The sequence below is a fragment of the Nocardia sp. Marseille-Q1738 genome, assembly GCF_965283145.1.
The window spans coordinates 424,635-449,081 of the sequence record NZ_CBDIMS010000003.1 but is presented as its reverse complement, the minus strand read 5'-3'; the positions used below and the strand labels follow the sequence as shown (position 1 = coordinate 449,081).

Below are 24,447 nucleotides of genomic sequence, written 5' to 3'. Positions count from 1 at the left end.
CACGAGGCAGGGGGTTTCATGCGACAGCCATGCACGGCGGTACGACTGATCGGGGCACTCGCCGCGGGCACGCTGGCCGCCGGGTTGGTGGCGGGCTGCTCCAGTAAGAGCCAGGTGCCGTCGATCGGCTACGCCACCGACGCCACCATCGCCAGCTACAACGGCGGCAGCACCCTCGGCGCGAGTTCCGGCTCCACCGCGGTGTTCTCCCGGGTGCTCACCGGGTTCTTCTACACCGGTCCGGACGGTCAGCAGGTCGCCGATACCGACCTGGGCACCGCCAAGGAGGTGCCCGGCGAGTCGCAGACCATCCAGTACCGCCTGAACCCCGACGGGGTGTACTCCGACGGCGTGCCGACCTCGTGCGACGACCTGGTGCTGGCCTGGGCCGCCCGCAGCGGGCGGTTCACCAAACCCGGTGACCGAGGGCCGGTTCCACTCTTCGACGCCGCGAGCACCGCCGGTTACGACGACATCGAGCGGGTCGAGTGCCAGCCCGGCTCGCGGGATGCCACGGTGGTCTTCCGTCCCGGCCGGCATTACCTGCCGTGGCGCACTCTGTTCGCGGCGGGCGAGTTGATGCCCGCGCACGTCGCGGCCCGGGCGGCGAACGTGCCCAACGTGGTGTCGGCGTTGCAGGCCGGTGATCCGAACGCCGTCGGCAGGCTCGCGGAGTTCTGGAACACCGGCTGGACCATCCCGGCCGACGGTTCGCTCGATCCGGCCCGATTTCCGTCGTCGGGGCCCTATCGCATCGAATCCTTCAGCAGGGAAGAGGGTTTGGTGCTGGTCGCCAACGAGCGCTGGTGGGGCAACAAGCCCGCGACCGGACGTATCGTGGTGTGGCCCAAGACCTTCGACCTGAAGCAGAAGATCGGCCAGAACGCCGTCGGCGTGGTCGACATCGGCACCGGTTCGGTGAAAGACCTGAACCTGAACGGCTTTTCGGTGCACACCGTACCCGGACGCGGGGCCGAGCAGTTGGCGCTGTCGACCGGTGGAGTGTTCGCCTCGGTGCAGGCGCGCCGGGCGTTCGCGCTGTGCCTGCCGCGGCAGACTCTGTTCGACAAACTCGGCAAGGTCCCGGACGCGCCGAAGTCCGGCCTCGGCTCCGGCCCGCTGAACGCGCATATCGTCCAGCAGGATTCGCTGTTCTATCCGGCGGTCATCGGTGCGGCGGAGAAGTACTCCGGCGGCGATGTGGCGAATGCGACCAAGGCGGTCACCGCATCCGGTGCGCCGAACCCGACCGTCCGCATCGGCTACCTGGGTCCGGACGACCGCCGCGCACAGACCGTCGCGATGATCGCCGACGCCTGCAAACCGGCGGGTATCACCGTGGTGGACGCCGGTGCGCCCGATTTCACCCCGTCACGGCTCACCGAGGGCAAGGTCGACGCGGTCCTCGGCGGCACCGCTTCGGCGCCCGGTCCGTCCGGCTCGATCGAGGCGGTGGCCGCGACCAGCGCGTTGCGCACCGGTAACGGGCTCAATGTCGGACGGTTCGGCAACGGCCGTTACGATGCGATCACCGATCAGCTTGCGGCGGACAACAACTCGGCCGCACAGCTGAATCTGCTCACCGAGGCCGAGAACCTGCTGTGGGCGGAGCTGCCGAGCATCCCGTTGTTCGCCACCCCGCGCACGATCGCCTTCGGCAAGGGGCTGCGCAACGGAATAGCCGCCCCCACCCAGGCCGGGTCGGGCTGGAACATGGACCGGTGGGTGCTCGAGCGGTGACAGACGGTGTGGGTGATGTGATCATGGAGAGGTGTCGATGAGCAAGCACGCGGCGATCGAATCCGACGACGTAGCCGCCGAACGGACCACCAAAGCCGCCGAGGTGGTCGATCGTCTGACCCGCTGGCACGACGACTTTCCCACGGCCGGCGTGCGTTTCGCGGATCTGACCCCGGTGTTCGCCGACGCCGAGGGATTCCGTGCGGTGATCGACTGCTTGGCCGCGTGCGCTCCCGACGCCGATCTCGTGGCCGGCATCGACGCCCGCGGTTTCCTGCTGGGAGCCGGTGTCGCGGCGAGCCTCGGCACCGGGGTACTCGCGGTCCGCAAGGCGGGCAAGTTGCCGCCGCCGGTGATCAGCCGGGAATTCACCCTCGAGTACGGCACGGCCGCGTTGGAGATCCCCGCGAACGGCGTCGAGCTGCGGGGTCGCCGCATTCTGCTGCTCGACGACGTTCTCGCCACCGGAGGCACCCTCGCCGCCGCGGCCGAGCTGTTCAAGCAGGCGGGGGCCGAGGTCGTCGCCGCGGCGGTGGTGCTGGAACTCGCCTTCCTCGGCGGCCGCGAACGGCAGGGTGACTACTCGCTGACCTCCATCGTGCAGGTCTAGCGCTACGACCGGGCAGACCTGCGCGACAAGCGGATCGATGTGATCGGAATTTCACTGGCGCATCCGCCGAAACTGTGTTTAACCTAGACAGGTCTTGTTCCCGTTGATCGGAGTCATGCCGTTGCTCATCTGAGGTAGCCACTCGGGCGGTCCGCATTCGCGCACCGCGTATCCGTCGCAACCTCTGGGAGTTGGCATGACCAATCTGTCTTTTTCCGATCTCACGTTCTCCTGGCCGGACGGCAGCCCCGTCTTCGACGGGCTCGACGCCGTCCTCGGTCCCGGCCACATCGGCCTGGTCGGCGGAAACGGTGCGGGCAAGTCCACTCTCCTGCGGTTGATCACCGGTCAGCTGAAGCCCGCGCGCGGGTCCATCACGGTGACCGGGCATCTCGGGTATCTGCGCCAGGACCTCGGTCTGGCCGCCGGGCAGCGAGTGGACACCGTGCTCGGCATCGCGGAGATTCGAAAAGCGTTGCATCGCATCGAATCCGGCGCTGGCAGCGAAACCGACTTCGACGTTGTCGGCAATCACTGGGACGTCGAGGAACGGGCGCTGGCACTACTGGCCAGGCTCGGTCTGCACTACGTCGCCGACTCGGCGCAGCAGCTCGATCGCATGCTCGACACCCTCTCCGGTGGCGAGACGGTCCTGCTCGGGCTGGTCGCCGAGCTGCTCGCCGAGCCCGATGTCCTGCTGCTGGACGAACCGACGAACAACCTGGACCACGTGGCCCGCGCACGGCTCTACGAGGTGGTCGGGCAGTTCTCCGGCACGGTGCTCACGGTCAGCCACGACCGTGAGCTGCTGGAACGGATGTCGGCCATCGCGGAGCTGCGCAACGGCGAATTGCGGTTGTTCGGCGGGAATTTCAGCGAGTACGAGCGCATCATCGCCGCGGAGCAGGAAGCCGCCCGCGCGGCGATCCGGGACGCGCGCAGCGACGTGCGCAAGCAGGCGCGAGAGCTCGTCGAGGCACGCATCAAACTCGATCGCCGACTGCGCTACGGGCAGAAGATGTGGGACCAGAAGCGGGAGCCGAAAATCGTGATGGGCGAACGCAAACGGCAGGCGCAGGTGTCGGCGGGCAAGCTGCGCAACAACCACATCGAGAAGCTGGACACCGCCAAGGATCAGCTCGAGCAGGCGAGGGAGTTGTTGCGTGACGACCGGGAGATCCGGGTGGACCTGCCGGACACGCGCCTGTATCCGGGCCAGGACGTGATCGAGCTGGATCGGGTGGAGCTGGCCTGCGGCCCGACGGTGTCGTTGCGGGTGTCCGGCCCGGAGCGGATCGCGCTGACCGGCCGCAATGGTGTCGGCAAGACGACGCTGCTGCGCCGCATAGCGCAGCAGGGCCCGAAAGTCCCGTGGCGCATGCTGCCGCAGCGGCTGGACGTGTTCGACGAGGGGCGATCGGTGTTCGAGAACGTCGCGTCGACGGCGCCGCACGCGTCCGCGGAACGGATCCGGGCCCAGCTGGCCCGCTTCCTGTTCCGCGGCGCGGACGCGGAGGTCGCCGCCGCGGCGCTGTCCGGCGGCGAACGGTTGCGCGCCGCGCTGGCCATGCTGCTGCTGGCCGACCCGGCACCGAAGCTGCTGCTGCTGGACGAGCCGACCAACAACCTCGACCTGCCCAGTCTGGAGCACCTCACCCAGGCGCTGGCGGGCTTCGAGGGCGCGCTGATCGTGGTCAGTCACGATCCGCGCTTCCTCGACGACATCGGGGTGACCCGGCGGCTGGAGCTCACCGCCGACGGCTTGGTAGAGACGCTGCTGACCTAGGGGCGAGTCGGGATCGACGCGAGGCGCTCCCCGAGCCATCAGCGTTGTCCGGTGCAAGGCGGCACGAAGAACCGGGCGTACCCAGTTCTTCGTGCCTGCGTCTTCGGGCCGGGTCACCGCCTGCGCACGATGCTGCTCGCCGCCGGTGAATCCGCGCGCGGGCACCGTTCGGGCGAGTCGCGAGACGGGTCCGCGTGGTGTGCGGGTCGTCGGGCAGGATGGATCGGCGTGGAGCAATCCGTGGTTTCGGTGGATGTCGTGGCGGTGCGGTTCTGGGACGAGGACGGCGCAGTGCGGATCGGGGTCTCGCCTCGGGCGATGGAGCCGTACGCGGGGGAGTTGGCGTTGCCCGGCGTGCTGCTCGGGCGAGGGGAGCGGCTGGCGGCCGCGGCGCGGCGGGCGGTCTGCGTGAAGCTGGGCGTCCCGGAGGCCGCGATCGCCGCGGTCGGACAGTTGGTCACCTTCGACGAGCCGAACCGTGATCCGCGTGGGCCGACGCTCTCCATCGCGATGTGGGCAGTGGTAGGGCCGCACGAGGGACCGGCGCGGTGGGTCGAGTTCGAGGAGATACCCGAATTGGCGTTCGACCACAACCGCATCGTCGAGGTGGCCCGCCGTCTGCTGACGCGGTTGCTGTGGAAAGACCTGACTTTCACCCGGGCCCTGCTCGGCGAGGAGTTCCCGGCGACCAGGGCGGTCGAGGCCGCCACGGCGCTGTCGGGCGCGCGGCCCGACGCCGCCAACCTCAACCGCACCCTGGCGGCGATCCCGGGGCTGGCGCGCACCACTGAGCGGCGTCGCGTCAAAGCGACCGGGCGACCGGCCGCAGTCTGGGCATTCGGCGCGGAAGAGTGAACGGCTGGGCCGCCATCGCCTACCCCGCGGGCGTGCCGCAGGTATTCCGATTGGTTTTGCAAGCCGACATGTACTCCCGGCGCCACCGTCGGTCGGCCGACGGTCGCAGCGACACGGTCAGCGTGGCGCGTACATGATGACGGCGACACCGGCGAGACAGACGACCGCGCCGAGGTAGTCCCAGCGGTCCGGGTGGAACTTGTCCACGAGCACGCCCCAGGCCAGCGATCCAGCGACGAAGACACCGCCGTAGGCGGCGAGGACGCGGCCGAAGTTCGGATCCGGCTGAAAGGTGGCGACGAAGCCGTAGGCGCCGAGGGCGAGGACACCCGCGGCGATCCAGACGACACCCCGCTGCTCGCGCCAGCCCTGCCAGACCAGCCAGGCACCGCCGATCTCGGCCAGCGCGGCGAGGGCGAACAGGAGCAGTGAGCGGGCGACCGTCATGGCGGGTACGGTACCTACCCGGCGGCCGAGCCGGTCGCGTGTCGGAAATCCGGCGTTCACGGGTGAGACACTCACGGGGAGCCTTGGATATAGCTTTCCGCTATGCCATGTTTCGGGGATGTTCAGTGGGGCAACGGGCGGTTGGGTCGCCGATGAAACGTCCATGAACACTCGCGCGATCGGCTATCCCGCACCCGGGTCGGACCCGCATGGTTCGCGGTATGAGCCGAACGCAGCTGCTGTCGAAAGCTGTTGCCGTCCTGGCGGCTACGGTCCTTCCGATGTCCGTCGCGGCGGGAGTCGGCGGTGCGGAGGCGCCGGTGGCCAAGGTCGTCGTGATCGGACTGGACGGGCTGATGTACAGCAAGATCGAGCAGGCGCAGGCGCCGAATCTCTTGCGGCTGAGCGGCGAAGGCCTGCTGAGCCGCTCCTCGATCGCCCCGCACATCACCATCTCCGGCCCGTCGTGGGCCAGCGTGCTGACCGGGGTGTGGGACCGTAAGCACGGCATCACGAACAACCAGTTCACCGCCGCGCCGTTCGCGCGGTATCCGACGGTCTTCACCCAGCTCGAACGCGCCCGCCCCGGACTGAAGACCCACTCGATCGCGACCTGGGACCAGATCGCCACCATGGCGGGCAGCGGCAACCCGCGCGCCGACGTGGTGGTCTCCACCGCACCCGCGCCGGACGATCCGGACGAGTCCAGCACCGATGCCGCCACCGCCGCCGCCGTGGCCGGCGCCATCGGCAAGTTCGCGCCCGACCTGGTCTTCACGCACCTGGACCAAGTGGACCGCGCCGGTCACGAGTCCGGCGGCGCGTCACGCGCCTACCTCGACGCCGTGACGCGCATAGACGCCCTGGTGGGCCACATCGTCGCCGCCGTCGACGCCCGCGCCGCCGCGCACCCCGCCGAGCGGTGGACCATACTCGTCACGGCCGATCACGGTCACACGCCGAAAGGCGGGCACGGCGGCCAATCACCGGATGAGACCACCAATTTCGTCATCGCCCGCGGCCCCGATTTCCGGTCCGGCACCACCAGCACCCGAGCCACCCTGGTCGACATCACCCCGACGGTGCTCGACATCTTCGACGTCGCCCCGCCCTCCGACCTCGACGGCCGCTCCCTCCGGCCCGACCCCGCACCTACCCGGTCACCATCGACCGAACCCGAGCCCGCCGCGGTTCGCTGAGCACACCACCGACCGGTCGCGCACCAGGTCAATGCTGAGCGACAGCGCCGTCCTGGGAGCGGCGGGATCGCCCAGGCCGCCGTGGGCGCGCTCCGCCTCGGATGTTCGGCGGCACATGGTCGGCACGTCCGGCGCACGGCTCGCCTCCGGCGCGCCGCGTTGGGCGAACCGCGCCCATGCCGCCTCCCGGCACGAACCGGGCGCTGACCGCCCTCGACGCCCGGACCGGGACGTGGAGCGGCGACTGCTGACGCACGCGGCGACATGTCACCGGCGAAAATCCTGTTCGTGCTGGTAGAGCGGGTGGTCGAACAGCCGCGGTCGCGGCGCACACGCCGGGCGGGCGGCCCGGGCGTGTCTGTTACGTGACGGTTGCGAGGACCGCCTGACCTGCTCGGACAGCGTGTCCGCCAGTGGTCCGGAGACCGCCGCGGGCATCCCGCGTCAGCTGGGCGGGACGTGCGTGCTTCGGCCGGACTAAAGTGGTGGTCCGGGAGGTTGCACCGGTCGGATAGGGTGTTCCGATCGAGGCGCGGAGAGGTGGTGGCATGACTCAGCATCTGGGCGAGGCGAAGGTCGAGCAATCGACATCGGGCCCGCAGTCGAACGGTGCCGCGCACGCCTCCGACGCCGAGCAGCCCGCGAAGCAACCGGCAGCCGTGAACGCGTCACCCGCGCGTCAGCCCGGCACTACCGCGGCCGTCCCGACCTCGGCTTCACGCCGGGTGCGTGCGCGCCTGGCCCGCCGCATGACCGGTCAGCGCGGTATCGCGGCGGTCAAACCGGTGTTGGAACCGCTGGCCACCGTGCACCGCGAGCTCTACCCGAAAGCGAACCTCACGCTGCTGCAGCGCGCGTTCGACGTGGCCGACGAGCGGCACAAGCATCAGTTCCGCAAATCCGGCGACCCCTACATCACCCATCCGCTCGCCGTGGCCAACATCCTGGCCGAGCTGGGCATGGACACCACCACGCTGGTGGCCGCGCTGCTGCACGACACCGTGGAGGACACCGGCTACAGCCTGGAGCAGCTCACCCAGGATTTCGGCTCCGAGGTCGCCCACCTGGTCGACGGCGTCACCAAACTGGACAAGGTCAACCTGGGCGCGGCCGCCGAGGCGGAGACCATCCGCAAGATGATCATCGCGATGGCGCGCGACCCGCGCGTGCTGGTGATCAAGGTGGCCGACCGGCTGCACAACATGCGCACCATGCGTTTCCTGCCGCCGGAGAAGCAGGCCAAGAAGGCCAAGGAGACCTTGGAAGTCATTGCGCCGCTTGCCCATCGCCTCGGCATGGCGACGGTGAAGTGGGAGCTGGAGGACCTCGCCTTCGCGATCCTGCATCCGAAGAAATACGACGAGATCGTCCGTCTGGTCGCCGACCGCGCGCCCTCCCGCGACACCTACCTGGCGAGGGTGCGCGCCGAGATCGTCAACACGCTGGCCGCCTCCCGCATCAACGCGATCGTCGAGGGCCGCCCGAAGCACTACTGGTCGATCTATCAGAAGATGATCGTCAAGGGTAAGGACTTCGACGACATCCACGACCTGGTCGGCATCCGCATCCTCTGCGACGAGGTGCGCGACTGCTACGCGGCCGTCGGCGTCGTGCACTCGCTGTGGCAGCCTATGGCGGGCCGGTTCAAGGACTACATCGCCCAGCCGCGTTACGGCGTCTACCAGTCCCTGCACACCACGGTGGTCGGGCCGGACGGCAAGCCGCTGGAAGTGCAGATTCGCACCCAGGACATGCACCGCACCGCGGAGTTCGGCATCGCCGCGCACTGGCGCTACAAGGAGACCCGCGGCAAGCACTCCAACGACACCGCCGAGGTCGACGACATGGCGTGGATGCGGCAGTTGCTGGACTGGCAGCGTGAGGCCGCCGACCCGGCCGAGTTCCTGGAGTCGCTGCGCTTCGACCTGAAGTCGCCGGAGATCTTCGTCTTCACGCCGAAGGGCGACGTGATCACGCTGCCGCAGAAGTCGACGCCGGTCGACTTCGCCTACGCCGTGCACACCGAGGTCGGGCACCGCTGCATCGGCGCCCGGGTGAACGGGCGCCTGGTCGCGCTGGAGCGCCAGCTGGAGAACGGCGAGGTCGTCGAGGTGTTCACCTCCAAGGCGCAGAACGCGGGACCCAGTCGCGACTGGCAGAACTTCGTGGTGTCCCCACGCGCCAAGGCAAAGATTCGCCAGTGGTTCGCCAAGGAGCGGCGCGAGGAGGCCCTGGAAAGCGGCAAGGAGCAGATCTCCAAGGAGGTCCGCCGTGTCGGGCTGCCGCTGCAGCGGTTGATGAGCGTCGACGCGATGACCGCGGTGGCCCATGAACTGCACTACAGCGACATTTCCACGCTCTACACCGCGGTCGGCGAGCACCAGGTTTCCGCGCACCACGTGGTGCAGCGGCTGATGGCCCAGCTCGGCGGCATCGGCGACGTGGAGAACGAGCTGGCCGAGCGCTCCACGCCGTCGACGACGCCGAGCAGGCAGCGGGTCACCGGCGACGCCGGCGTGCTGATCCCCGGCGCGCCCGGCACGGTCGCCAAGCTGGCGAAATGCTGCACCCCGGTGCCCGGTGACGAGATCATGGGCTTCGTGACCCGCGGCGGCGCGGTGAGCGTGCACCGCACCGACTGCACCAACGCCGGTTCGCTGCGTGATCAGGCCGAACGCATCATCGACGTGTCCTGGGCGCCGTCGCCGTCCTCGGTGTTCCTGGTCGCCATCCAGATCGAGGCGCTGGATCGCACCCGCCTGCTGTCGGATGTGACGAAGGTGCTGGCCGACGAGAAGGTGAACATTCTGTCCGCATCGGTGGCCACGCACGGCGACCGGGTGGCGATCAGCAAGTTCACCTTCGAGATGGGCGACCCGAAACATCTGGGGCACTTGCTGAATGTGGTGCGCAACGTCGAGGGCGTCTACGACGTCTATCGGGTCACGTCCGCGGCCTGACCACTCCGCACACTTCTCCCAATTGTTGCTGTCAATTAGCTAATGCGCCAAGCGGTTTCGCGTGGCGGTAGTCGGCCGCTTCGCCGGGTCGTCCTACGCTGCCGGTCATCGGAAACTTGCCGGGCCGTCTCCCGGTACGCGCCACGGCGTGTCGCGTGCAGGTCGGCGTTTCGCGGAAGATTTACGTCGATGCGGCGGTAATAGCCGGAATCTGTTACGGTCTATGGCGTTTCATGGCGTTGAGGGTAGTTCGGCAAACGACTTGATTGCGGATCGCTATGACTGGATACACGGCACGACTCTCGGGGATGCTGGTCGCATTCGCCGTGGCTGTGGCGACCGCCGGAGTCGCCGCGGCGCAGCCGCCGAATCCCGCCGGTCCTTCCACGAACATCTCGATCGCGACCTGTCCCGCCTTGTACGCCTTGGGAATTCAGGGCACCGGTGAGTCCTCGCCGGACGCGGCACCCAGTACCGACACCGGCATGCTCTCGACGGTCTTCCGGCCGATGCTGGCCAAAGCGCCCGACAGCGGTCTGGTCGACCGCGCCTACGTGCCATACGAATCCGGCTTCGGCGGTGCGACAGCCGGTGGCGCGGCGCCGTACTCGGAATCGGTGGCCGGCGGCCTCGCCCGTTTGCGGACCATGGCCGCGACCGTCGCCGACACCTGCCCCAACACCCGCTTCGCGATAGTCGGCTACTCACAGGGCGCCCATGTCGCGTCGGTGTTCGCCCAGGAGATCGGCCACGGCAAGGGCGTGCTGCCCGCCGAGAAGGTCGCCGCGGTGGCCTTGTTCGGCGACCCGACCCGCAACCCTGGCGCGCCGCTGTTCCCCGGCGCACCCGGCAAGGCGACGCCGGACGCCGCGCCGGGAACCTCGGGCGATCGGCTCGCGTCCCTCGCGGCGCTTCCGCAGACGCCGGCCAGCGGCGGCGGCATCGGACCGGAACGGGACAAAGCCGCCAACTTCGGGGCGCTCACCGGTCGCGTGGCGAGCTTCTGCGCGGCGGGCGATCTGGCCTGCGACGCCCCGGACGGCGCCCCCGTCCTGAAGGCCGTCGCCAATCTCGTCGGCCAATCCAAGCTCAGCGGCGGCGACCCGATCGCGTCGCTGGTGTCGATCGCGCAGGCGCTGGCGTTCAGCTCGATCAAGACCGCAACCGAGGTGGTCAACGAGGACGTACAGGGCAATTCGCTGGCGACCCTATCGATCTCGCCGAAGAAGTCGATCTCGCAGCGTCTGGCCGACGCCTCGGATCCGCGCACCCCTCTGGATCTGCCCGGCGCGCTCCAGGCCATGCTGAAGATCGGCATGATCGGGTTGAACGCCGTGGTCACGGTGGTCAGGACGATCATCAACCCGGCGGCCATCTCCGAACTGGCCACCGCGGGCCTGTCCAATCCGCCCGTCGCGCTGCTGTCGCTCGGCGCGAAGCTGCTCGGCGCCATCCCGCAGCTTGTTCCGCCGACGACCGGTGCCCGGTTGGTCACGCAGGCGTTCGACGCGGTGGTGCAGAACATCACGGACAACAGCGAGCTGCTGAACACCACCACGTGGGTACGCTACTGGGACACCATTCAGCGACACACGGCCTACAACAGTGCGAGCGTCTCGGCGAACGGTGATGCTCCCACACACTTCGTCGCCGAGTGGTTCGCGGCCGTCGCCCGCGACATCGCCGACGCTTTCGGCAGCAATGCCAGGCCGCGAGCGGTGCTGGAGAAGCAGCCGACCGGATTCTTCGGCGACAGCTCCGGCGCGTCGCCCACGCCGAGTTCGTCCGGTACGGGACAATTTCCGTTCGGGACAGGAGCCGATGGCGCCTCATCCGGCGGCGTGACATCGATTCCGCCCACCGCCCGACCCGGCACACCCAACACCTACCCGTTCTCCACGAACTGATCGCCGAGAGGGTCCGACGATGCGATACTGCGTGCCCTGCTCTGCGGGAATGGGGGAATGTTGAAGTCGTACAAACAGCTTTCCCGCTGGTATGGCGCATTGGAGCCGGAAACCGGTGCCCCGGAAGCAGAAGACCGACGTGCGGCGAACACCATCATCCCCGCGGAGGATGACGAACCCGCGCGCACTCGGCACTACATTCGTGACGACGACGAACAGTCGCAGCGCAGGCCCGATGACGTCCCGGCGGAGCTACCCGCGCAGCGCAGCGAATTCACCGGTGGCTGGTCGGATTGGGTGGTCAGCGGTCGGGCGCCCGGTCCCGACGACGACTACGTCGCGCCGCAGCAGACCGATCCCGCACGTATCCCGTGGGCAGGCGACGACGAGAGCGACCAGGTCAACCAACCGCGTCCACCGGTGTCGCGGGCCCTGCGCCAAGCCGCCCGCGACCACCCTGCCATGCGCAGGGCCCGCATCCTGATCATCGTGATCGCGGCGGTGTTGGTGCTGGCCGTGGCCGCCGTGTGCGTGCTGGTCGTGCTGCGTACGGCGGCCGATCGCGCCGCCGCGCCGCGAGACTCGCGCGGGCCGGCGTCGGTGCAGCTCACCGTCGGCAGTGCGCAGGCGGCCGGTGACGCGCGCGCGGTCGGCGCGGGCGCGTGCCCGACCGAACGCAGCGAGGCGATCGTGCGCAGCGCGGAGGCGGGTGGGACGACCTCCGGACCGGACGCGGTGCTGTTGTTCCAGTACGCGTACTACGTCGAACGTTCCGGGGAGCGCGCCAGGACGGCGGTCGCGCCGGACGCCCCCGTTCAGCCCGCGTGGATCATCCAACGGGGTATCGACACCGTCCCGGCGGGCACAACGCATTGCGTGCGGATCGTGACGATCGGTGACAACCGGTATTCGGTGGAGGTCACCGAATACCGGCCCGGCGGTGTGCCCGCCACGTACAACAGGCAGATGGTCACCACCGCGGTGATCGACGGCCGCACCCTCATCACGGGTATCGCGGCCGGATAGAGGAGAGCAGAGGCGATGGGAGAGGACTGGAGCCGCTGGCTCGACGAGTCGCCCGGGGAGGGCGAACCGCCGGGCCGGCCGGTGCGCTCCAAGGCTCCGGTGGTGCGGTTGCGGCGCGGCAGAGATGAGGGGTCCGAGGCGGATCATCCCGTGCAGCGGCCGATTCTGGTGGTCGGCGGGTGCGGTGGCGCGGGTACCACCACGACGGCATTGGGTCTGGCGGGTGAGCTCGGCACGGGCGGGACGCCGACGGTCGCGGTGGACGCGACCTCGGCGGGCAGCGATCTCGCACTGCGCGGTGCGGACGAGCATCTGCACCCGATCAGCCTGCAGTCCTGGTTGTACGGTCGCGGTGGCGACGAGCCCGCGCCGTTGAAGGAATGCCTGTCGCGCGCGACGTCGGGCATCGGACTGCTCTGGCGCGATGCCGAGCCGCTGCGCAGGCGTGCGACGTATCTCACGGTCGCCCGTGCGGTGCGCGACGCGGGATACACCGCGGTCTACGACGGAGGACATCCGATTGCCGCCAGGCAACTGCTGCCCTTGCTCGACGACGCGGATGTGGCTCTGGTCCTGACGATTCCGGCGCGCAACGACGCGGCCAACCGGTTGCGGGTCGCGCTGGAATGGCTCGACGACCAGTTCGGCGACACCGGCGAGGGACATGGCGGCGGCGTCGTCGGTGACACGACCATTGTTGTTTCGCACCAGTATCCGGACGGTGATTCGCGGGTAGCGGATCATTTGCGCGAACACCTCTCCGGGTGGGTTCGCGATATCAGGGAGATTCCGTACGATCCGCACCTGGCCCGTGGTGAACTCGTGCGGCACGCCGCGCTGGCCGCCGAGACGCGCCGGGCATATGGGCGCCTGCTCGCCGGGGTGGCATCATGACCGCCGCCATGATTTTTCCGCGTCAGCCCGACCCTGATCCCGCGCCCGCCGGTGTGATCGCCCCGCCGGAGGCCCGTCGTGCCGCCGTCTGGGACCGCCCGGTGCCCGGCGTAGGCCGTGCGCCGCTGGTCTGGCTGCTCGGTGTGCACGGCGGGGCGGGAGCAAGTACCCTCGCGCATGTGCTTGCGCCCGCGGCGGATTCGGGCCGCCGCTGGCCCGGTGTCTTCGACCGCGAGAGTCCGTTCGTCGTCCTCGTGGCCAGGGAGACCATCGGTGGTCTGTCCCGCGCGCACGACCTTCTGCGCCAACATCTTTCGGGCTTCGCCGGCCCTTCCGAGGTGCTCGGCCTGATCACGGTCGCCGCGCGTCCCGGCAGGATGGCTCCCGAGATCCGCCGCTACCGCGACGTGGTCGGCTCACTGGCCGGGCAGGTGTGGCAGGTGCCGTGGTACGAGGAATGGACGTTGGTCGAACCGGAGCAGCTGCCGGTGTGGTCGCCCGGCGATCCGCTGCCACCGAAGAAGCGCAAGCTCGATCTGCTGGAGGAAGTCCCGCTCGATGTCCGGGAGCTCGGCGCCGACATCGTCGCGGCCGCTCGGACGGCACTGGAGGAGGCCACCTTCGATCGCCGGGGTCCGGATCTGAGGAAGCCGCCCGATCAGTGAACGTATGCATCGAATCGGCGACACCACACCATTATTCGAGAAAGGCACCCGATGAGCATGATCCTCCTCGCCGTGCAGGACACGTACGGCACCGTACTCGCGCAAGTCGGTAATCCGACGCCCGAGGCGCCTCCTGGCTCGGAGAAGATCCTGCAGCTGGTGCGGTATCTCACCTGGTTCGTCCTGCTGTCCGGGATCTGCGGCATCACCTACGCGGGCGGCAAGTTCGCGTGGGAGAAGTGGACCGGCGGTGGTCTCGAGTCGCCGAAGATGGTGGCGGGAGCGATGATCGGCGGCGTGGTCGCCACCAGCGCAGGCACCATCATGAACGCCGTGATCGGCACCTGAGGTCCGGCGATGAGTACCGTGCGCATATCGGCCGCCGAATTGCTGGCCTACAAACGGATGCCCGCCGAGGTGCTGGCACCGCTGATGCAGCTGCTGAACTGGCTGTTGTGGTTCGTGCTGCTGGTGTGCCTGGCCTGGATGATCGTGTCGGCGGGAAAGCTGTGGCTGACCTTCCGCAGCGATCTGGCCATGAACGACGCCTCGCACGGTGTGCTGATGAGCCTGCTGGGTGCTGTGGTGGCGAGCACGGCGTCGGGGATCGCCCTGGCGTTCCTGCCCGCGTGAGCCGCGGCGGGATGGGGACGACGCGGGAATGACTTCCACGGTAATGCGGCAGGCGGACGGCGCGGGGTGGCGCTGCGACTTCCGCCTGCCCGCGGCCGGATTCGTCGGGGCCGCGCTGCTGGCGGCGGCGGTCGGCTGCGTCGGTGGCGACGACACGGCGGAACCGGATCTGGCCGCGGCCCCGACCAACGTGCGCTGGCAGCCGTTCCAAGGCGTGCCGCTGCCGGTCACCGACCAGGGGCCGAAGTCGACGGCTGACGGCGCGGCAACCGGTTTCGAGCATTCGCCGCGCGGCGCGGGCGTCGCCGCGGTCACCCATTCCGTGCGGCTGGCGGTGGCCGCCGACACCCAGTGGGCGAAAGTTGCCGCGCGGGAAGTTGTTCCGGGCCCGGCCAAGGACGAGTGGGCGATCAATCGGGTGCAGCTGTCGATCACCGGTCCGGCGAGCGCCGAGTTCGCGCCCAGGCTGCTCGGCTACAAGATCACCGGCTACACCGAGCAGAACTCCACCGTCGACGTGTACACCGAGTATTCCGATCGATCGAAGGCGGTGCACCACACCGCCGTCGAGTGGTTCGGCGAGGACTGGAGATTACGACTGCCCGACCCTGGCTCGACCGCACGACCCATCGACTCGATCGACGCATTACCCCCTGAAATCGTGAAATTGGAGGCACCGACGTGAGCGAGCGTCAGCGAGCGAACCGAGGATGCAGCGCGCCTTCGCGCACGACGGAGCCGAGCGTCAGCGAGGCGCAGTCGTGAGCGAGCGTCAGCGAGCGAACCGAGGATGCAGCGCGCCTTCGCGCACGACGGAGCCGAGCGTCAGCGAGGCGCAGTCGTGAGCGACAGAGAGTCGTACGCGCGCGATCGTGTCTCCTTCGGTGTCGTCGCGTCCGCCGCCGTGCTCGCGCTCATCGTGGTCGTCGGCATCTTCGTCTTCGTCGGCCGCGACGACCAAGGCGTCGGCGGCGCTCCGGCCGTCACGGAAGGTTCCGGCGGCACCGGGTTCGCCAGCCCGGAAGTGGATATCCTCGGCAGGCGCGTCGATGTCCCGAACAACGCGGCGGGACAACCGCTTCCGCAGGATCCCTCGCGGCAGCGCAAGCCCAGCGACCCGGACTGGCTGACCGCGGCGCCGGAAGGTACCACCGAGCCACACGGTTGGCAGCGCGTGTACGGCGCCTCGGTGCCCTTCTCCACCTCCGACGGGCCCACCCGCATCGAGGACGACTTGGCCGTCGGGTACTCGCACACCCCCCAGGGTGCGGTGCTGGCGGCGGCGCAGATCACCTACCGGCTCAACGCTCGCCCCGCCCACCGCGACCTGTATATGCGCCAGGTCCGGGTCTCCGCGCAGCAGATCGCCGCCTACGACAAGGCGCTGGCCGACGACCGCCTGCCCGAGCAGCAGCCGGAGAAGGTCACCCGCTACTTCGTCGCCTCCGACGCGTTCAAAGTCGACGATTACGCCGACGATCTCGCCATCGTCCGCCTGGCCACCAGGGGACCGGCGGTGGACGGCAAACAGCTGTGGGCCGCGACTCGCCTGGTCATGGTGTGGGACGCGGGTGACTGGCGCTTGAAGCCTTCGACGTCCAACAACGCACAGACGGAGTATCTCGAGTCGCTGGCGGGGTGGACGAAGTGGTGACCACGCGAGGTTCCGGTCGTCCGCCGCTGGCGCTGCTGGGCGCGGGCGCGGTGCTCAGCGTTGCGATCGCCGCGATCGTCACGGTTGTCACCGTGGGGGACAGTGCATCCGGTGACGACCACGCCTCGACGCCCGACACGATGTCGGCGAGTGCTCCGGAACTCGCGTCTGCCGTCCCCAGCGCCGCCGCCGCGGTATTCGGCAACCCGGAGACCGACATGTTCGGCCGACGCGTCGATGTCCCCGTCGCCGCCGCTGGCGTTGCCCTGCACCAGAATCCGGACCAGCGGCAGCAACCCGGCACGCCGGGATGGACCGCCGCCGCGCCGGTGCCGTCCAACGGCGAAGGAGTATGGCAGCGGATATTCGGCGGTCCCGTCGTGCGTTTCTCGACCTCCGACGGGCCGTCCAGGATCGATGGTTCCGCCGCGGTGGGATTCGCGCATACGCCCCAGGGCGCCGCATTGGCCGCCGAGCAGATCTACTGGCGGACCAACGCCAATCCCAAGGATCGTGACCTGCTGGTCCGTCTGGTCGACGTGACGCCGGGATATCTGGCCGAGTACGACCGGCTGGTCGCCGAGGGCAAGGTGTCCGACCGTCTGCCCGACAAGCTCAGACCCCTGTTGTTCGCTTCGGATGCGTTCCGGATCGAAAGCTATGCAGATGATTTCGCGAAAGTGCAGTTTGCGAGAAAGGCTCGAGAAACAGTTGATGGCCAACCAACATGGGTGGGCATGCGCCTGGCGGTCATGTGGCGAGACGGAGATTGGAAGCTCACCGCGGTGACAGGCGACGAGCGAGTGCAGATCGAGTCCCTGCGGAGCATCGAGGGGTGGACACAATGGTGAGGCGGATAGTCACGATATTCGCGGTCATCTTCACGGTGATGATCGCGACGCCGACCGTGGCCTACGGACAAACCTACGGTTTCGACGAGACGTGCAACGAAATCCACGACACGCTCGACAATGTCGGCCTGCCCGGCATTTCCCTCGGTGACGCCGCCTCCGCCGCGTGCAAGGCGGGCAATGCCGCCTCGCATCCGGGTCAGGCGGCGACGGCGGTCAAGGACAAGGCCTGGGACTCGACCTTCGGCAAGGTGGTCGACTCGCTGATGAACGGCCTCGGCGAGGCCATCATCCTGGCGTTGACCTTCTGGATGAAGGTGCCCAACGAGGCGGTCAGCGATTCGGGCTCACTGTTCACGAAGATCAACGACTACACCTATCAGGCGCAGATCTTGCTGCTGATCGCGTCGGTGATCATTTCCGGCGCGCGACTGGCCGAGGCGAGACGCGGGGCCGTGATGAACGAGGCGGCCGAGTCGTTCCGGATGTTCACCCGTGTGGTGTTCAGCTCCTGGATGCTCGGCGCGGTGATCGTGGCCGGCACGCAGGCCTCGGATCGGTTCGCGGAGTGGATCATCAGCGACTCGACCAACGGCAATGCCAAGGATCTTGCCGAGCTGATGGTGAAAACCAGCAAGCTGCAAGCCTTTTCGCCCGGTCTGGTGCTGATCATCGCGATCGTCGGCCTGCTCGGCGCGCTGGCGCAGATCGTGCTCGCCATCGTCCGCCAGGGCCTGCTGGTGATCGCGGCCGGAGTGCTGCCGCTGGCGGCGGCGGCCTCCGGCATGAACGTGGGCAAGCAGTCCTATCAGAAGCTGATCGGCTGGATCATCGCCTTCATGCTGTGGAAACCGGTGGCGGCGATCGTCTACATGATCGCCTTCACCACCGCGGGTCATGTCGACTCGCTCACCCCGACCGGTGGACTGCCCGACGGCGAGCAGGCCCAGCGCATGCTGGTCGCGATCGTGCTGCTGTGCAGCGTGGCGTTCGTGCTGCCCGCGCTCATGCGGCTGGTCACCCCGGCCGTCGCGATCGTCGGTAGCGGCGGTTCGGGTCTCACCGCGACCGGCGGCACCCTGCTCGCGGTGGCGGGCCTGGGCGCCATGGGTACCAAGGCCGTTGGTGTCAAGGGTGCTGCGGCGCCGGGCCAGGCGGGTTACGTGAGCGGCAGCGGGACCGGTCCGCGGCCGGGCGGCGCGGGTGGCCCGCGTGGCGGCGGCGTGCCGCGGCCGACCACGCCCCGGGGTGGTGGCGGCGGCCAAGGCGGCGCGGCACCGCGCGCCTCCGGACCCGCGGGCGCGGCCGGAGTAGCCTCCGGATCGGCCAGGACGGCAGGCCGGATCGGCGCGGCGCGCGCCGCGAGCGGCGGACTGAACCGGGCCGAGCAAGCCATGGGTGACGTCGCGGGCGACCGCTGGACGAACCGTTCACCCGACCTCGGGAGGAGCACCATTCCGCGATGACAGTCACCGACACCTACGAGCGGCGCTCGTACGGCCTCTGGCAGAAGCCGCGCAGCGCGGGCCTTTTCGGCCTGCGCTGGGAGGAGACCGTGCTGGGCTTCGCGGTCGTGATCACGGCGCTGATCACCGCGATGGTCGGCGGCTTCCAGTGGGGTCTGATCGTCGGCGGCACCGGTGTCGTCGTGATGGTTCCCCTGGTGTGGCGGACCGGAGGTCGTTCGGGCTACGAGACGGGATTGATGATGTTCAACTGGATGCGCTCGCGTAGTCGTGGCGAGCATGTGTACCGCGGTGGCCGCTTCTCCCGGATCCCGGGCGGCGTCACCCGTTTGCCCGGTCTGCTGGCGCCCTCCAAGCTCTACGAGGGCATCGACGCGGGCGGCTACAGCTTCGGCATGATCCACCTGCCGCAATTCGCGCAGTACACGGTGGTGCTGCGGGCGTGGCCGCAAGGCCACGAGGCGGTGGACCAACCCGTCATCGACCGATGGGTCTCGGCGTGGGGCACCTTCCTCGCCTCGGTCGGCCAGACCAGCGACATCGTCGCCGTCGTTCCGGTCATCGACACCGTGCCGGAGACCGGAAACCGGTTGCTCACCGAAGTTTCCACGATCACCAAGCCCGAGGCGCCGGAACTGGCTCAGCAGGTGATGTACGAGCTGGCCACCGAGCTGCCGCAGGAACGGGTGCAGCTGCTGCCGCGGGTGGCGATCACGTTCAAGGCCACCACTGCCGAGCGTCGCAAGAACCCGGCGGAGGAGGCCGTCGAGATCGGCCGCCGCCTGCCCGGTATCTGCGCCGCGCTCGCGGAGGCAGGCGTGCGCGCGCAGCCCATGTCGGCCGACGAGGTGATCGCGTTCATCCGGCGCAGCTACGACCCCGCCTCGCAGGCCGATCTGGAGGTCGCCGCGGGCGAACCCGAAGGGCACGGCCTGGATTGGGCGGACGCGGGTCCGGTGTCCCATGACGAGAAGTGGGATCATCTGGTGCACGACGGCGGCCGGTCGGTCACCTGGGAGATGGACGCTGCCCCGGAGGGCGCGGTCGACGAGCGGGTATTGCAGCGGTTGCTCGCGCCGAATCCCGAAGTACCACGCAAACGTATCGCGATCGTGTACCGTCCGCACTCAGCCGCCGACGCCGCCGAAATCGTCGACGACGATTTCAAGAACGCGCTGGTGGCCCAACAGAGCGAACGCGGGGTCGTGTCCGCGGCGGCGACGCTGCGGGTGGGTGCGACCCAGCAGGCCCGCGAGGAGCAGGCCAGGGGTCACGGTGTGACCCGCTTCGGGGCGCTGGTGACCATCACCGAGCCACTGCGCGGCGACCTGCCGCGCATCGAAGCCATCACGCGCGACCTGTCGACCCAGGCGCGCTTGAAGATTCGGCGGTGTTACCGCTACCAGGCGGCGGCCTTCGCGGCTTCGCTCGGTTGCGGGGTGATCCTGCCGGAGCATGCGACTATTCCGAAGGCACTGGCGGGGTGAGCGATTCATGGCACGGGACTACGAGCCACCCGTACGGGAACGGGACGAGGACGCGCGCCGCGGACGGCCCGATCAATCCGGCCGGGACGAGTGGGGACAGCGGCAGGCCCGGCCGCGGCACCCCGCACGGGATTCGGCGCGGGTGAGCGGCGAGGACGGGCTGGGCGTCGAGACGTCCGACCGGCGCGGGGCGCGCGAAGCCGAGCGGCGCGCGCGAGCGGGCGCGGGCCGGTCCGGTGGTGGGCGCCCCGACCGCTCCCACGGCGAGCGCGGCGCCCGCGTTCCCCGTGACGCGGCCACCGAGCGCATCGCCCGGCGCCCGGATCGCAACGGCGCCAGGAACGGCCGGGTAGCACGGCCCGCCAAGGTCGACTACACGGCCGACCGCGCCATGGGCACCCCGTACCTGGACAAAGCCGCCCGCCGTGCGAAGGCGAAGGCGGATCGGCGCAAACAGTCCGGCCCTCCGCTGCTCGACGACGCCACCCGCGCCAAGCTGGAGATGGTAGCCCGCGAGGGCAGCGGTCTGCGGGCGGCGTGGGCGCAGTTCCGGGTCCGCACCGACGACATCCGCCGCCGCAACTACGCGGCCAGGGCGGAGCAGACGATCGAGGACGGGTTCGACCGCAGCACAGCGCAACTCACCGACCGCGGTTACGCGGGGCCGGGCGGCGGCCGGATGAACGTGGTCGGCCGGCCGGTCGAATACCGCGCCACCACCGCCCAGGTCGCCGGCTTGTGGCCGTGGTCGGTCGGCGCGGGTGCGCCGCTGATCGGCACCCCGCTCGGCTCGCATCTGCACACCGGGGCCCCGGTCTGCTTCGACCCGATGAACTGGTTCATGCGCGGCAGCTTCATCACCGCGCCCAGCCTGTTCGTGCTGGGCCTCAACGGTTTCGGCAAGTCCTCGCTGGTGCGCCGGATCGTGCTCGGCGGCATCGCGCAGGGCATCACGCCGCTGATCCTGGCCGACGTCAAACCGGACTACCGCAAGATGGTCGAGCTGGTCGGCGGCCAGGTGATCGACCTGGGTTACGGGCACGGCAAGCTCAACCCGCTCGCCGCGGGCGTGCTCGGCGCGGTGGTTCCGCGGCTGGAAGAGTTCCCGGCCCTGCAGCTGCAAGTGTTGCAGGATCTGCGCGCCAGGCAGGTGACACTGATCGCCGGTCTGGTCGAACTGGTGCGCGGCGACCGCGTCCGCGACTACGAGGAGACGCTGATCTCCACCGCATTGCGCATCCTGTACCGGCCCGGCAGCGGATATACGCCGGACAAGCCGCCGATCATGGAGAACCTCCTCGACGTGATCGTCAGTGGCGGTGACGAATTGATGCTGGACGCGGGCGCCGACAGCGCGGCCGAGTACCAGGAGGCGATCAAGGGCCTGCGCCGCTCGCTGCGCGCGCTCACCCAGGGCCCGTTCGGCGCGGTCTTCAACGGACAGACCACCGTGCCGATCGACACCAGCGCGGTCGCGGTGTGCATGGACGTCTCGCACATCCCGACCGGCGACAAGAAGCTCAAGGCCGCGGTTATGCTGGCCTGCTGGGCCGACGGATTCGCCTCGGTCGAGGCCGCGCACGTGCTGGCCGACGCGAAGCTCGGCCCGCAGCGCTACTTCCAGGTGGTGATGGACGAGCTGTGGCAGGTGCTCGGTCTCGGCGACTTCATGGTCGACCGCGTCGACGAGCTGACCCGACTACAGCGTGGCATCGCCACCGCGCTGATCATGATCAGCCATACCATCAAGGACCTGCAGGCACTCGGATCGGAAGCCGCGATCGCGAAGGCACTCGGTTTTCTCGAGCGCGCACGTGCGAAGATCTTCGGCGCGCTTCCGGCCGAGGAGATCAAACGACTCGACAGCACGGTTCCGTTCACATCGGCCGAGGAGGAGATGGTGACCGGATGGTCTGCACCGCAAGCGTTGACGGGCGAGGCGCTCAAGCCGGGGCAGCTGCGGCCGTCCCCGCCCGGCACCGGTAAATTCCTGCTCAAGATCGGTGAGGACCGCAGGCCCGGCATCCCGTTCCACATGGAATTCACGCTGTCGGAGAAGGAAAGCGGGATCCACGACACCAACCAGCGGTTCAGCGAATTCACCGAGTCGACCTCGCGCGGAACGGACTCGCCAGGGAGTGCCGCATGATGCCGCACCGGTCCTACCGCCGCGTCTCTCCCGAGGTGCGCGAGGCCGCGGTCGCGCAGGTCATCGCGCTCACGGGCAAGCTGCGCAGCGAATCGGAGGCCTGTCGCGTGGTCGCCGAACAGATCGGTGTGCACACGAATTCGGTGCGGAATTGGGTGCGTGCGGCCGAAGGCCCCGGCCTGGAGCGCATGGACGCGACCGCGTTGCGGCGCAAGGTGGCTCTGTTACAACAGCAATTGGCCGCTGCCGCCGAGATGAACCGCACCTTGGCCGACACGCTCAACGAAGCCCGGCGCCGGACGTGAAACACGCCTGCGCGCGGCATTCTGCCGGGGTGCGGCGATGAGCGGCAAATCGGTGTTGTGGACGGCGCTCGGCGCGGTGCTCGGACTGGTGACCGTCGTGCTGGTCATCGTCATGCCCGCGGTGGACGACCCTTGCGAGGGCGGCTCGGTGCTCGGGTCACAGTCGGCGCTGCCGCCGCTCGGCGGTTACGCGCCGGGCGATCGGCGTGCTGCGGCGACCGCGAATGCGACCGGGACACAGGCCAATCCGGCCGCGACCGCCACGCCATCGCTGGCGGCGGGGGTCGGTCCGCTGCGCCGTACGCTGCCGCTGGCCATCGGAACCTTCACCGTCTCGGACGTTTTCGGCTCACGTGGGGGCGCGCACAGAGGTGTCGACCTGGCCGCCTCCGACGGCACCCCGATCTTCTCGGTGTCCGATGGACGTGTCGTCGCCGCCGGTCCGGCGTCGGGTTTCGGCAACTGGATCGTCGTCGATTCGGTGGACACCAACGGCCGTTCGTATTCGGCGGTCTACGGCCACATGTGGGACTCGGGCGTACTGGTCCGCGCCGGCGACACGGTGACCGCGGGTCAGCACATCGGCGCGGTCGGCTCGGCGGGCGAATCCAGCGGGCCGCACCTGCATTTCGAAATCGTGCCGGGCGGCCGGTTCACCGGCGGGCGGCAGATCGACCCGTTGCCCTGGCTGGATGGCGCGCCGACGCCGGACCTCGGTGGCGCGCATGCATATTCCAGCGATCCGCGGTGCAGCCTCGGCTTCGGTACCGCCGGTGGCGCGCTCGCCGCGGGCAAGGTGCCACAGGAACTGGAGATCTGGTACCGGCGCGCGGGTTCGATCTGCCCGCAGATCACGCCGTCGCTGCTCGCCGCGCAGGGCAGGCAGGAGTCCGGTTTCCGGCGCGGCGCGGTCTCGCCCGCGGGTGCGCAGGGCCTGGCCCAGTTCCTGCCGAGCACCGCGGCGAGCATCAATCCGGATGACGGCCAGCCGTACGTCATCGATGCCGACGGCAACGGCGTGGCCAGCGTATGGGATGACGGCGACGCGATCATCGGCCAGGGCCGCTACATGTGCGCGATCGCGCACAAGATCCTTCGGTGGCAGTCCGAGGGCAGAGTGCAAGGCGACGTCCTCGCGCTGACGCTGGCGGCGTACAACGCGGGCGAGGGCGCGGTGCTGGCCTCGGGCGGCATGCCCAACCAGGTCGCGGCGCACTATGCCGAGACCCAGCCGTATGTACGGAACATTCTCGCGATGGAGGCGCAATACCGCGCGCCGGGCTCGCTCGGCCGGTTCACGCCAGGCGAGAGCTCGACCGGCGACCAGATCGTCGAAGCCGCACACGAATGGCTCGGTACGCCGTATGTCTGGGGCGGTGGCGGGCCGCAGGGCCCCAGCGGAGGCGGTCTGGACGGGCCCGGACTGACCTCGGCTGCGGTGTTCGCGGCGTCCTCCGGCACCGTGACGTTGCCGCGCACGGCCGAACAGCAATGGGAGGCCGGTGTGGAGGTGCCGATGAGCAGAATTCAGCCGGGTGATCTGGTGTTCAGTTCATTCGGGCCGCGCGGACCGGCGCTGGTCGGCATCTACACCGGAAACGGCCGGATGATCCAGTCGGTTCCGGGCGCGGACGCCCGATCCGCGGGCGGCGTCTCGGAATTCGCGGTGCCTGGGGACGGACGAGCGAGGAGGGTCCTCTGAGCGAGCGAACAATGGATGCGGCCGAGTACTCGCTCGTGCCGGAGCCGAGCGTCAGCGAGGCGCAGGCATGAGCGAGCGTAGCGAGCGAACAATGGATGCAGCCGAGTACTC

The 24,447-nt window shown here is 69.2% G+C and carries 21 protein-coding genes; 20 read left to right on the top strand and 1 reads right to left on the bottom strand.

What is annotated here, in order from left to right; all coding sequences use genetic code 11:
- Positions 1–18: 18 nt before the first annotated feature.
- The 4 genes from ACWPXK_RS15550 to ACWPXK_RS15535 all read left to right on the top strand — a co-directional run bounded on the left by ACWPXK_RS15550 (position 19) and on the right by ACWPXK_RS15535 (position 4,991).
- Entirely contained in the window at positions 19–1,740 is a 1,722-nt protein-coding gene (locus ACWPXK_RS15550; protein ID WP_454196819.1) for an ABC transporter substrate-binding protein, read from the top strand.
- 37 nt (positions 1,741–1,777) lie between these two features.
- Positions 1,778–2,350 (top strand): adenine phosphoribosyltransferase, encoded by a 573-nt coding sequence (locus tag ACWPXK_RS15545; protein ID WP_454196818.1) that lies wholly within the window; start codon positions 1,778–1,780, stop codon positions 2,348–2,350.
- A 196-nt stretch (positions 2,351–2,546) separates the two neighbouring features.
- Positions 2,547–4,136 (top strand): ATP-binding cassette domain-containing protein, encoded by a 1,590-nt coding sequence (locus tag ACWPXK_RS15540; protein ID WP_454196817.1) that lies wholly within the window; start codon positions 2,547–2,549, stop codon positions 4,134–4,136.
- A 228-nt stretch (positions 4,137–4,364) separates the two neighbouring features.
- On the top strand, positions 4,365–4,991 hold the full coding sequence (locus ACWPXK_RS15535; RefSeq protein ID WP_454196816.1) for an NUDIX hydrolase: 627 nt from the start codon (positions 4,365–4,367) through the stop codon (positions 4,989–4,991).
- A gap of 117 nt (positions 4,992–5,108) precedes the next feature.
- Here ACWPXK_RS15535 and ACWPXK_RS15530 read toward each other — a convergent pair whose 3' ends face one another.
- Complete coding sequence (locus ACWPXK_RS15530) at positions 5,109–5,438, bottom strand: YnfA family protein (RefSeq protein ID WP_454196815.1); 330 nt, start codon at positions 5,436–5,438, stop codon at positions 5,109–5,111.
- A 221-nt stretch (positions 5,439–5,659) separates the two neighbouring features.
- Here ACWPXK_RS15530 and ACWPXK_RS15525 point away from each other — a divergent pair, with 221 nt between their 5' ends.
- The 16 genes from ACWPXK_RS15525 (at position 5,660) to ACWPXK_RS15450 (ending at position 24,336) form a co-directional block, all read left to right on the top strand.
- Entirely contained in the window at positions 5,660–6,637 is a 978-nt protein-coding gene (locus tag ACWPXK_RS15525) for an alkaline phosphatase family protein (RefSeq protein ID WP_454196814.1), read from the top strand.
- 548 nt (positions 6,638–7,185) lie between these two features.
- Positions 7,186–9,597, top strand: a complete 2,412-nt coding sequence (locus tag ACWPXK_RS15520; RefSeq protein ID WP_454196813.1) for a RelA/SpoT family protein — start codon at positions 7,186–7,188, stop codon at positions 9,595–9,597.
- Between the two features lie 278 nt (positions 9,598–9,875).
- Positions 9,876–11,504 carry a cutinase family protein gene (locus ACWPXK_RS15515; protein WP_454196812.1) on the top strand — a complete coding sequence of 543 codons (1,629 nt, stop codon included), beginning with the start codon at positions 9,876–9,878 and terminating at the stop codon, positions 11,502–11,504.
- A 57-nt stretch (positions 11,505–11,561) separates the two neighbouring features.
- Positions 11,562–12,530, top strand: a complete 969-nt coding sequence (locus ACWPXK_RS15510) for a hypothetical protein (RefSeq protein ID WP_454196811.1) — start codon at positions 11,562–11,564, stop codon at positions 12,528–12,530.
- 15 nt (positions 12,531–12,545) lie between these two features.
- Entirely contained in the window at positions 12,546–13,424 is an 879-nt protein-coding gene (locus tag ACWPXK_RS15505; RefSeq protein WP_454196810.1) for a MinD/ParA family ATP-binding protein, read from the top strand.
- A complete protein-coding gene (locus ACWPXK_RS15500) occupies positions 13,421–14,089 on the top strand; it encodes a hypothetical protein (protein ID WP_454196809.1) in 669 nt (222 codons plus the stop codon). The genes ACWPXK_RS15505 and ACWPXK_RS15500 overlap by 4 nt, the downstream gene beginning before the upstream one ends.
- Positions 14,090–14,140: 51 nt before the next feature.
- Positions 14,141–14,437 carry a hypothetical protein gene (locus ACWPXK_RS15495; RefSeq protein ID WP_040692318.1) on the top strand — a complete coding sequence of 99 codons (297 nt, stop codon included), beginning with the start codon at positions 14,141–14,143 and terminating at the stop codon, positions 14,435–14,437.
- A 9-nt stretch (positions 14,438–14,446) separates the two neighbouring features.
- The gene (locus ACWPXK_RS15490; protein ID WP_357724300.1) at positions 14,447–14,722 is read left to right on the top strand and encodes a hypothetical protein; all 276 of its coding nucleotides are present in this window, start codon (positions 14,447–14,449) and stop codon (positions 14,720–14,722) included.
- Between the two features lie 28 nt (positions 14,723–14,750).
- Positions 14,751–15,407 carry a hypothetical protein gene (locus tag ACWPXK_RS15485; protein WP_454196808.1) on the top strand — a complete coding sequence of 219 codons (657 nt, stop codon included), beginning with the start codon at positions 14,751–14,753 and terminating at the stop codon, positions 15,405–15,407.
- Between the two features lie 156 nt (positions 15,408–15,563).
- Positions 15,564–16,376 carry a hypothetical protein gene (locus ACWPXK_RS15480; RefSeq protein WP_454196807.1) on the top strand — a complete coding sequence of 271 codons (813 nt, stop codon included), beginning with the start codon at positions 15,564–15,566 and terminating at the stop codon, positions 16,374–16,376.
- Positions 16,373–17,227 (top strand): hypothetical protein, encoded by an 855-nt coding sequence (locus ACWPXK_RS15475; RefSeq protein WP_454196806.1) that lies wholly within the window; start codon positions 16,373–16,375, stop codon positions 17,225–17,227. The genes ACWPXK_RS15480 and ACWPXK_RS15475 overlap by 4 nt, the downstream gene beginning before the upstream one ends.
- The gene (locus ACWPXK_RS15470) at positions 17,221–18,693 is read left to right on the top strand and encodes a hypothetical protein (protein WP_454196805.1); all 1,473 of its coding nucleotides are present in this window, start codon (positions 17,221–17,223) and stop codon (positions 18,691–18,693) included. Before ACWPXK_RS15475 ends, ACWPXK_RS15470 begins: the two co-directional genes overlap by 7 nt.
- Positions 18,690–20,180, top strand: coding sequence for an SCO6880 family protein (locus ACWPXK_RS15465; protein ID WP_454196804.1), 1,491 nt, complete (start codon positions 18,690–18,692; stop codon positions 20,178–20,180). Before ACWPXK_RS15470 ends, ACWPXK_RS15465 begins: the two co-directional genes overlap by 4 nt.
- 7 nt (positions 20,181–20,187) lie before the next feature.
- Positions 20,188–22,329 (top strand): hypothetical protein, encoded by a 2,142-nt coding sequence (locus ACWPXK_RS15460; protein ID WP_454196803.1) that lies wholly within the window; start codon positions 20,188–20,190, stop codon positions 22,327–22,329.
- A complete protein-coding gene (locus ACWPXK_RS15455; protein WP_067475294.1) occupies positions 22,326–22,634 on the top strand; it encodes a transposase in 309 nt (102 codons plus the stop codon). The genes ACWPXK_RS15460 and ACWPXK_RS15455 overlap by 4 nt, the downstream gene beginning before the upstream one ends.
- Before the next feature lie 37 nt (positions 22,635–22,671).
- Positions 22,672–24,336 carry a peptidoglycan DD-metalloendopeptidase family protein gene (locus tag ACWPXK_RS15450; RefSeq protein WP_454196802.1) on the top strand — a complete coding sequence of 555 codons (1,665 nt, stop codon included), beginning with the start codon at positions 22,672–22,674 and terminating at the stop codon, positions 24,334–24,336.
- Positions 24,337–24,447 lie beyond the last annotated feature (111 nt).

What these genes read in the sequence shown, in the direction of transcription:
- ACWPXK_RS15450 (WP_454196802.1), top strand. Translation starts at nt 22,672, where the DNA reads ATGAGCGGCAAATCGGTGTTGTGGACGGCGCTCGGCGCGGTGCTCGGA.
- ACWPXK_RS15520 (WP_454196813.1), top strand. Translation starts at nt 7,186, where the DNA reads ATGACTCAGCATCTGGGCGAGGCGAAGGTCGAGCAATCGACATCGGGC.
- ACWPXK_RS15525 (WP_454196814.1), top strand. Translation starts at nt 5,660, where the DNA reads ATGAGCCGAACGCAGCTGCTGTCGAAAGCTGTTGCCGTCCTGGCGGCT.
- ACWPXK_RS15470 (WP_454196805.1), top strand. Translation starts at nt 17,221, where the DNA reads ATGGTGAGGCGGATAGTCACGATATTCGCGGTCATCTTCACGGTGATG.
- ACWPXK_RS15460 (WP_454196803.1), top strand. Translation starts at nt 20,188, where the DNA reads ATGGCACGGGACTACGAGCCACCCGTACGGGAACGGGACGAGGACGCG.
- ACWPXK_RS15545 (WP_454196818.1), top strand. Translation starts at nt 1,778, where the DNA reads ATGAGCAAGCACGCGGCGATCGAATCCGACGACGTAGCCGCCGAACGG.
- ACWPXK_RS15515 (WP_454196812.1), top strand. Translation starts at nt 9,876, where the DNA reads ATGACTGGATACACGGCACGACTCTCGGGGATGCTGGTCGCATTCGCC.
- ACWPXK_RS15485 (WP_454196808.1), top strand. Translation starts at nt 14,751, where the DNA reads ATGACTTCCACGGTAATGCGGCAGGCGGACGGCGCGGGGTGGCGCTGC.
- ACWPXK_RS15550 (WP_454196819.1), top strand. Translation starts at nt 19, where the DNA reads ATGCGACAGCCATGCACGGCGGTACGACTGATCGGGGCACTCGCCGCG.
- ACWPXK_RS15530 (WP_454196815.1), bottom strand. Translation starts at nt 5,438, where the DNA reads ATGACGGTCGCCCGCTCACTGCTCCTGTTCGCCCTCGCCGCGCTGGCC.
- ACWPXK_RS15510 (WP_454196811.1), top strand. Translation starts at nt 11,562, where the DNA reads ATGTTGAAGTCGTACAAACAGCTTTCCCGCTGGTATGGCGCATTGGAG.
- ACWPXK_RS15505 (WP_454196810.1), top strand. Translation starts at nt 12,546, where the DNA reads ATGGGAGAGGACTGGAGCCGCTGGCTCGACGAGTCGCCCGGGGAGGGC.
- ACWPXK_RS15500 (WP_454196809.1), top strand. Translation starts at nt 13,421, where the DNA reads ATGACCGCCGCCATGATTTTTCCGCGTCAGCCCGACCCTGATCCCGCG.
- ACWPXK_RS15455 (WP_067475294.1), top strand. Translation starts at nt 22,326, where the DNA reads ATGATGCCGCACCGGTCCTACCGCCGCGTCTCTCCCGAGGTGCGCGAG.
- ACWPXK_RS15490 (WP_357724300.1), top strand. Translation starts at nt 14,447, where the DNA reads ATGAGTACCGTGCGCATATCGGCCGCCGAATTGCTGGCCTACAAACGG.
- ACWPXK_RS15495 (WP_040692318.1), top strand. Translation starts at nt 14,141, where the DNA reads ATGAGCATGATCCTCCTCGCCGTGCAGGACACGTACGGCACCGTACTC.
- ACWPXK_RS15540 (WP_454196817.1), top strand. Translation starts at nt 2,547, where the DNA reads ATGACCAATCTGTCTTTTTCCGATCTCACGTTCTCCTGGCCGGACGGC.
- ACWPXK_RS15465 (WP_454196804.1), top strand. Translation starts at nt 18,690, where the DNA reads ATGACAGTCACCGACACCTACGAGCGGCGCTCGTACGGCCTCTGGCAG.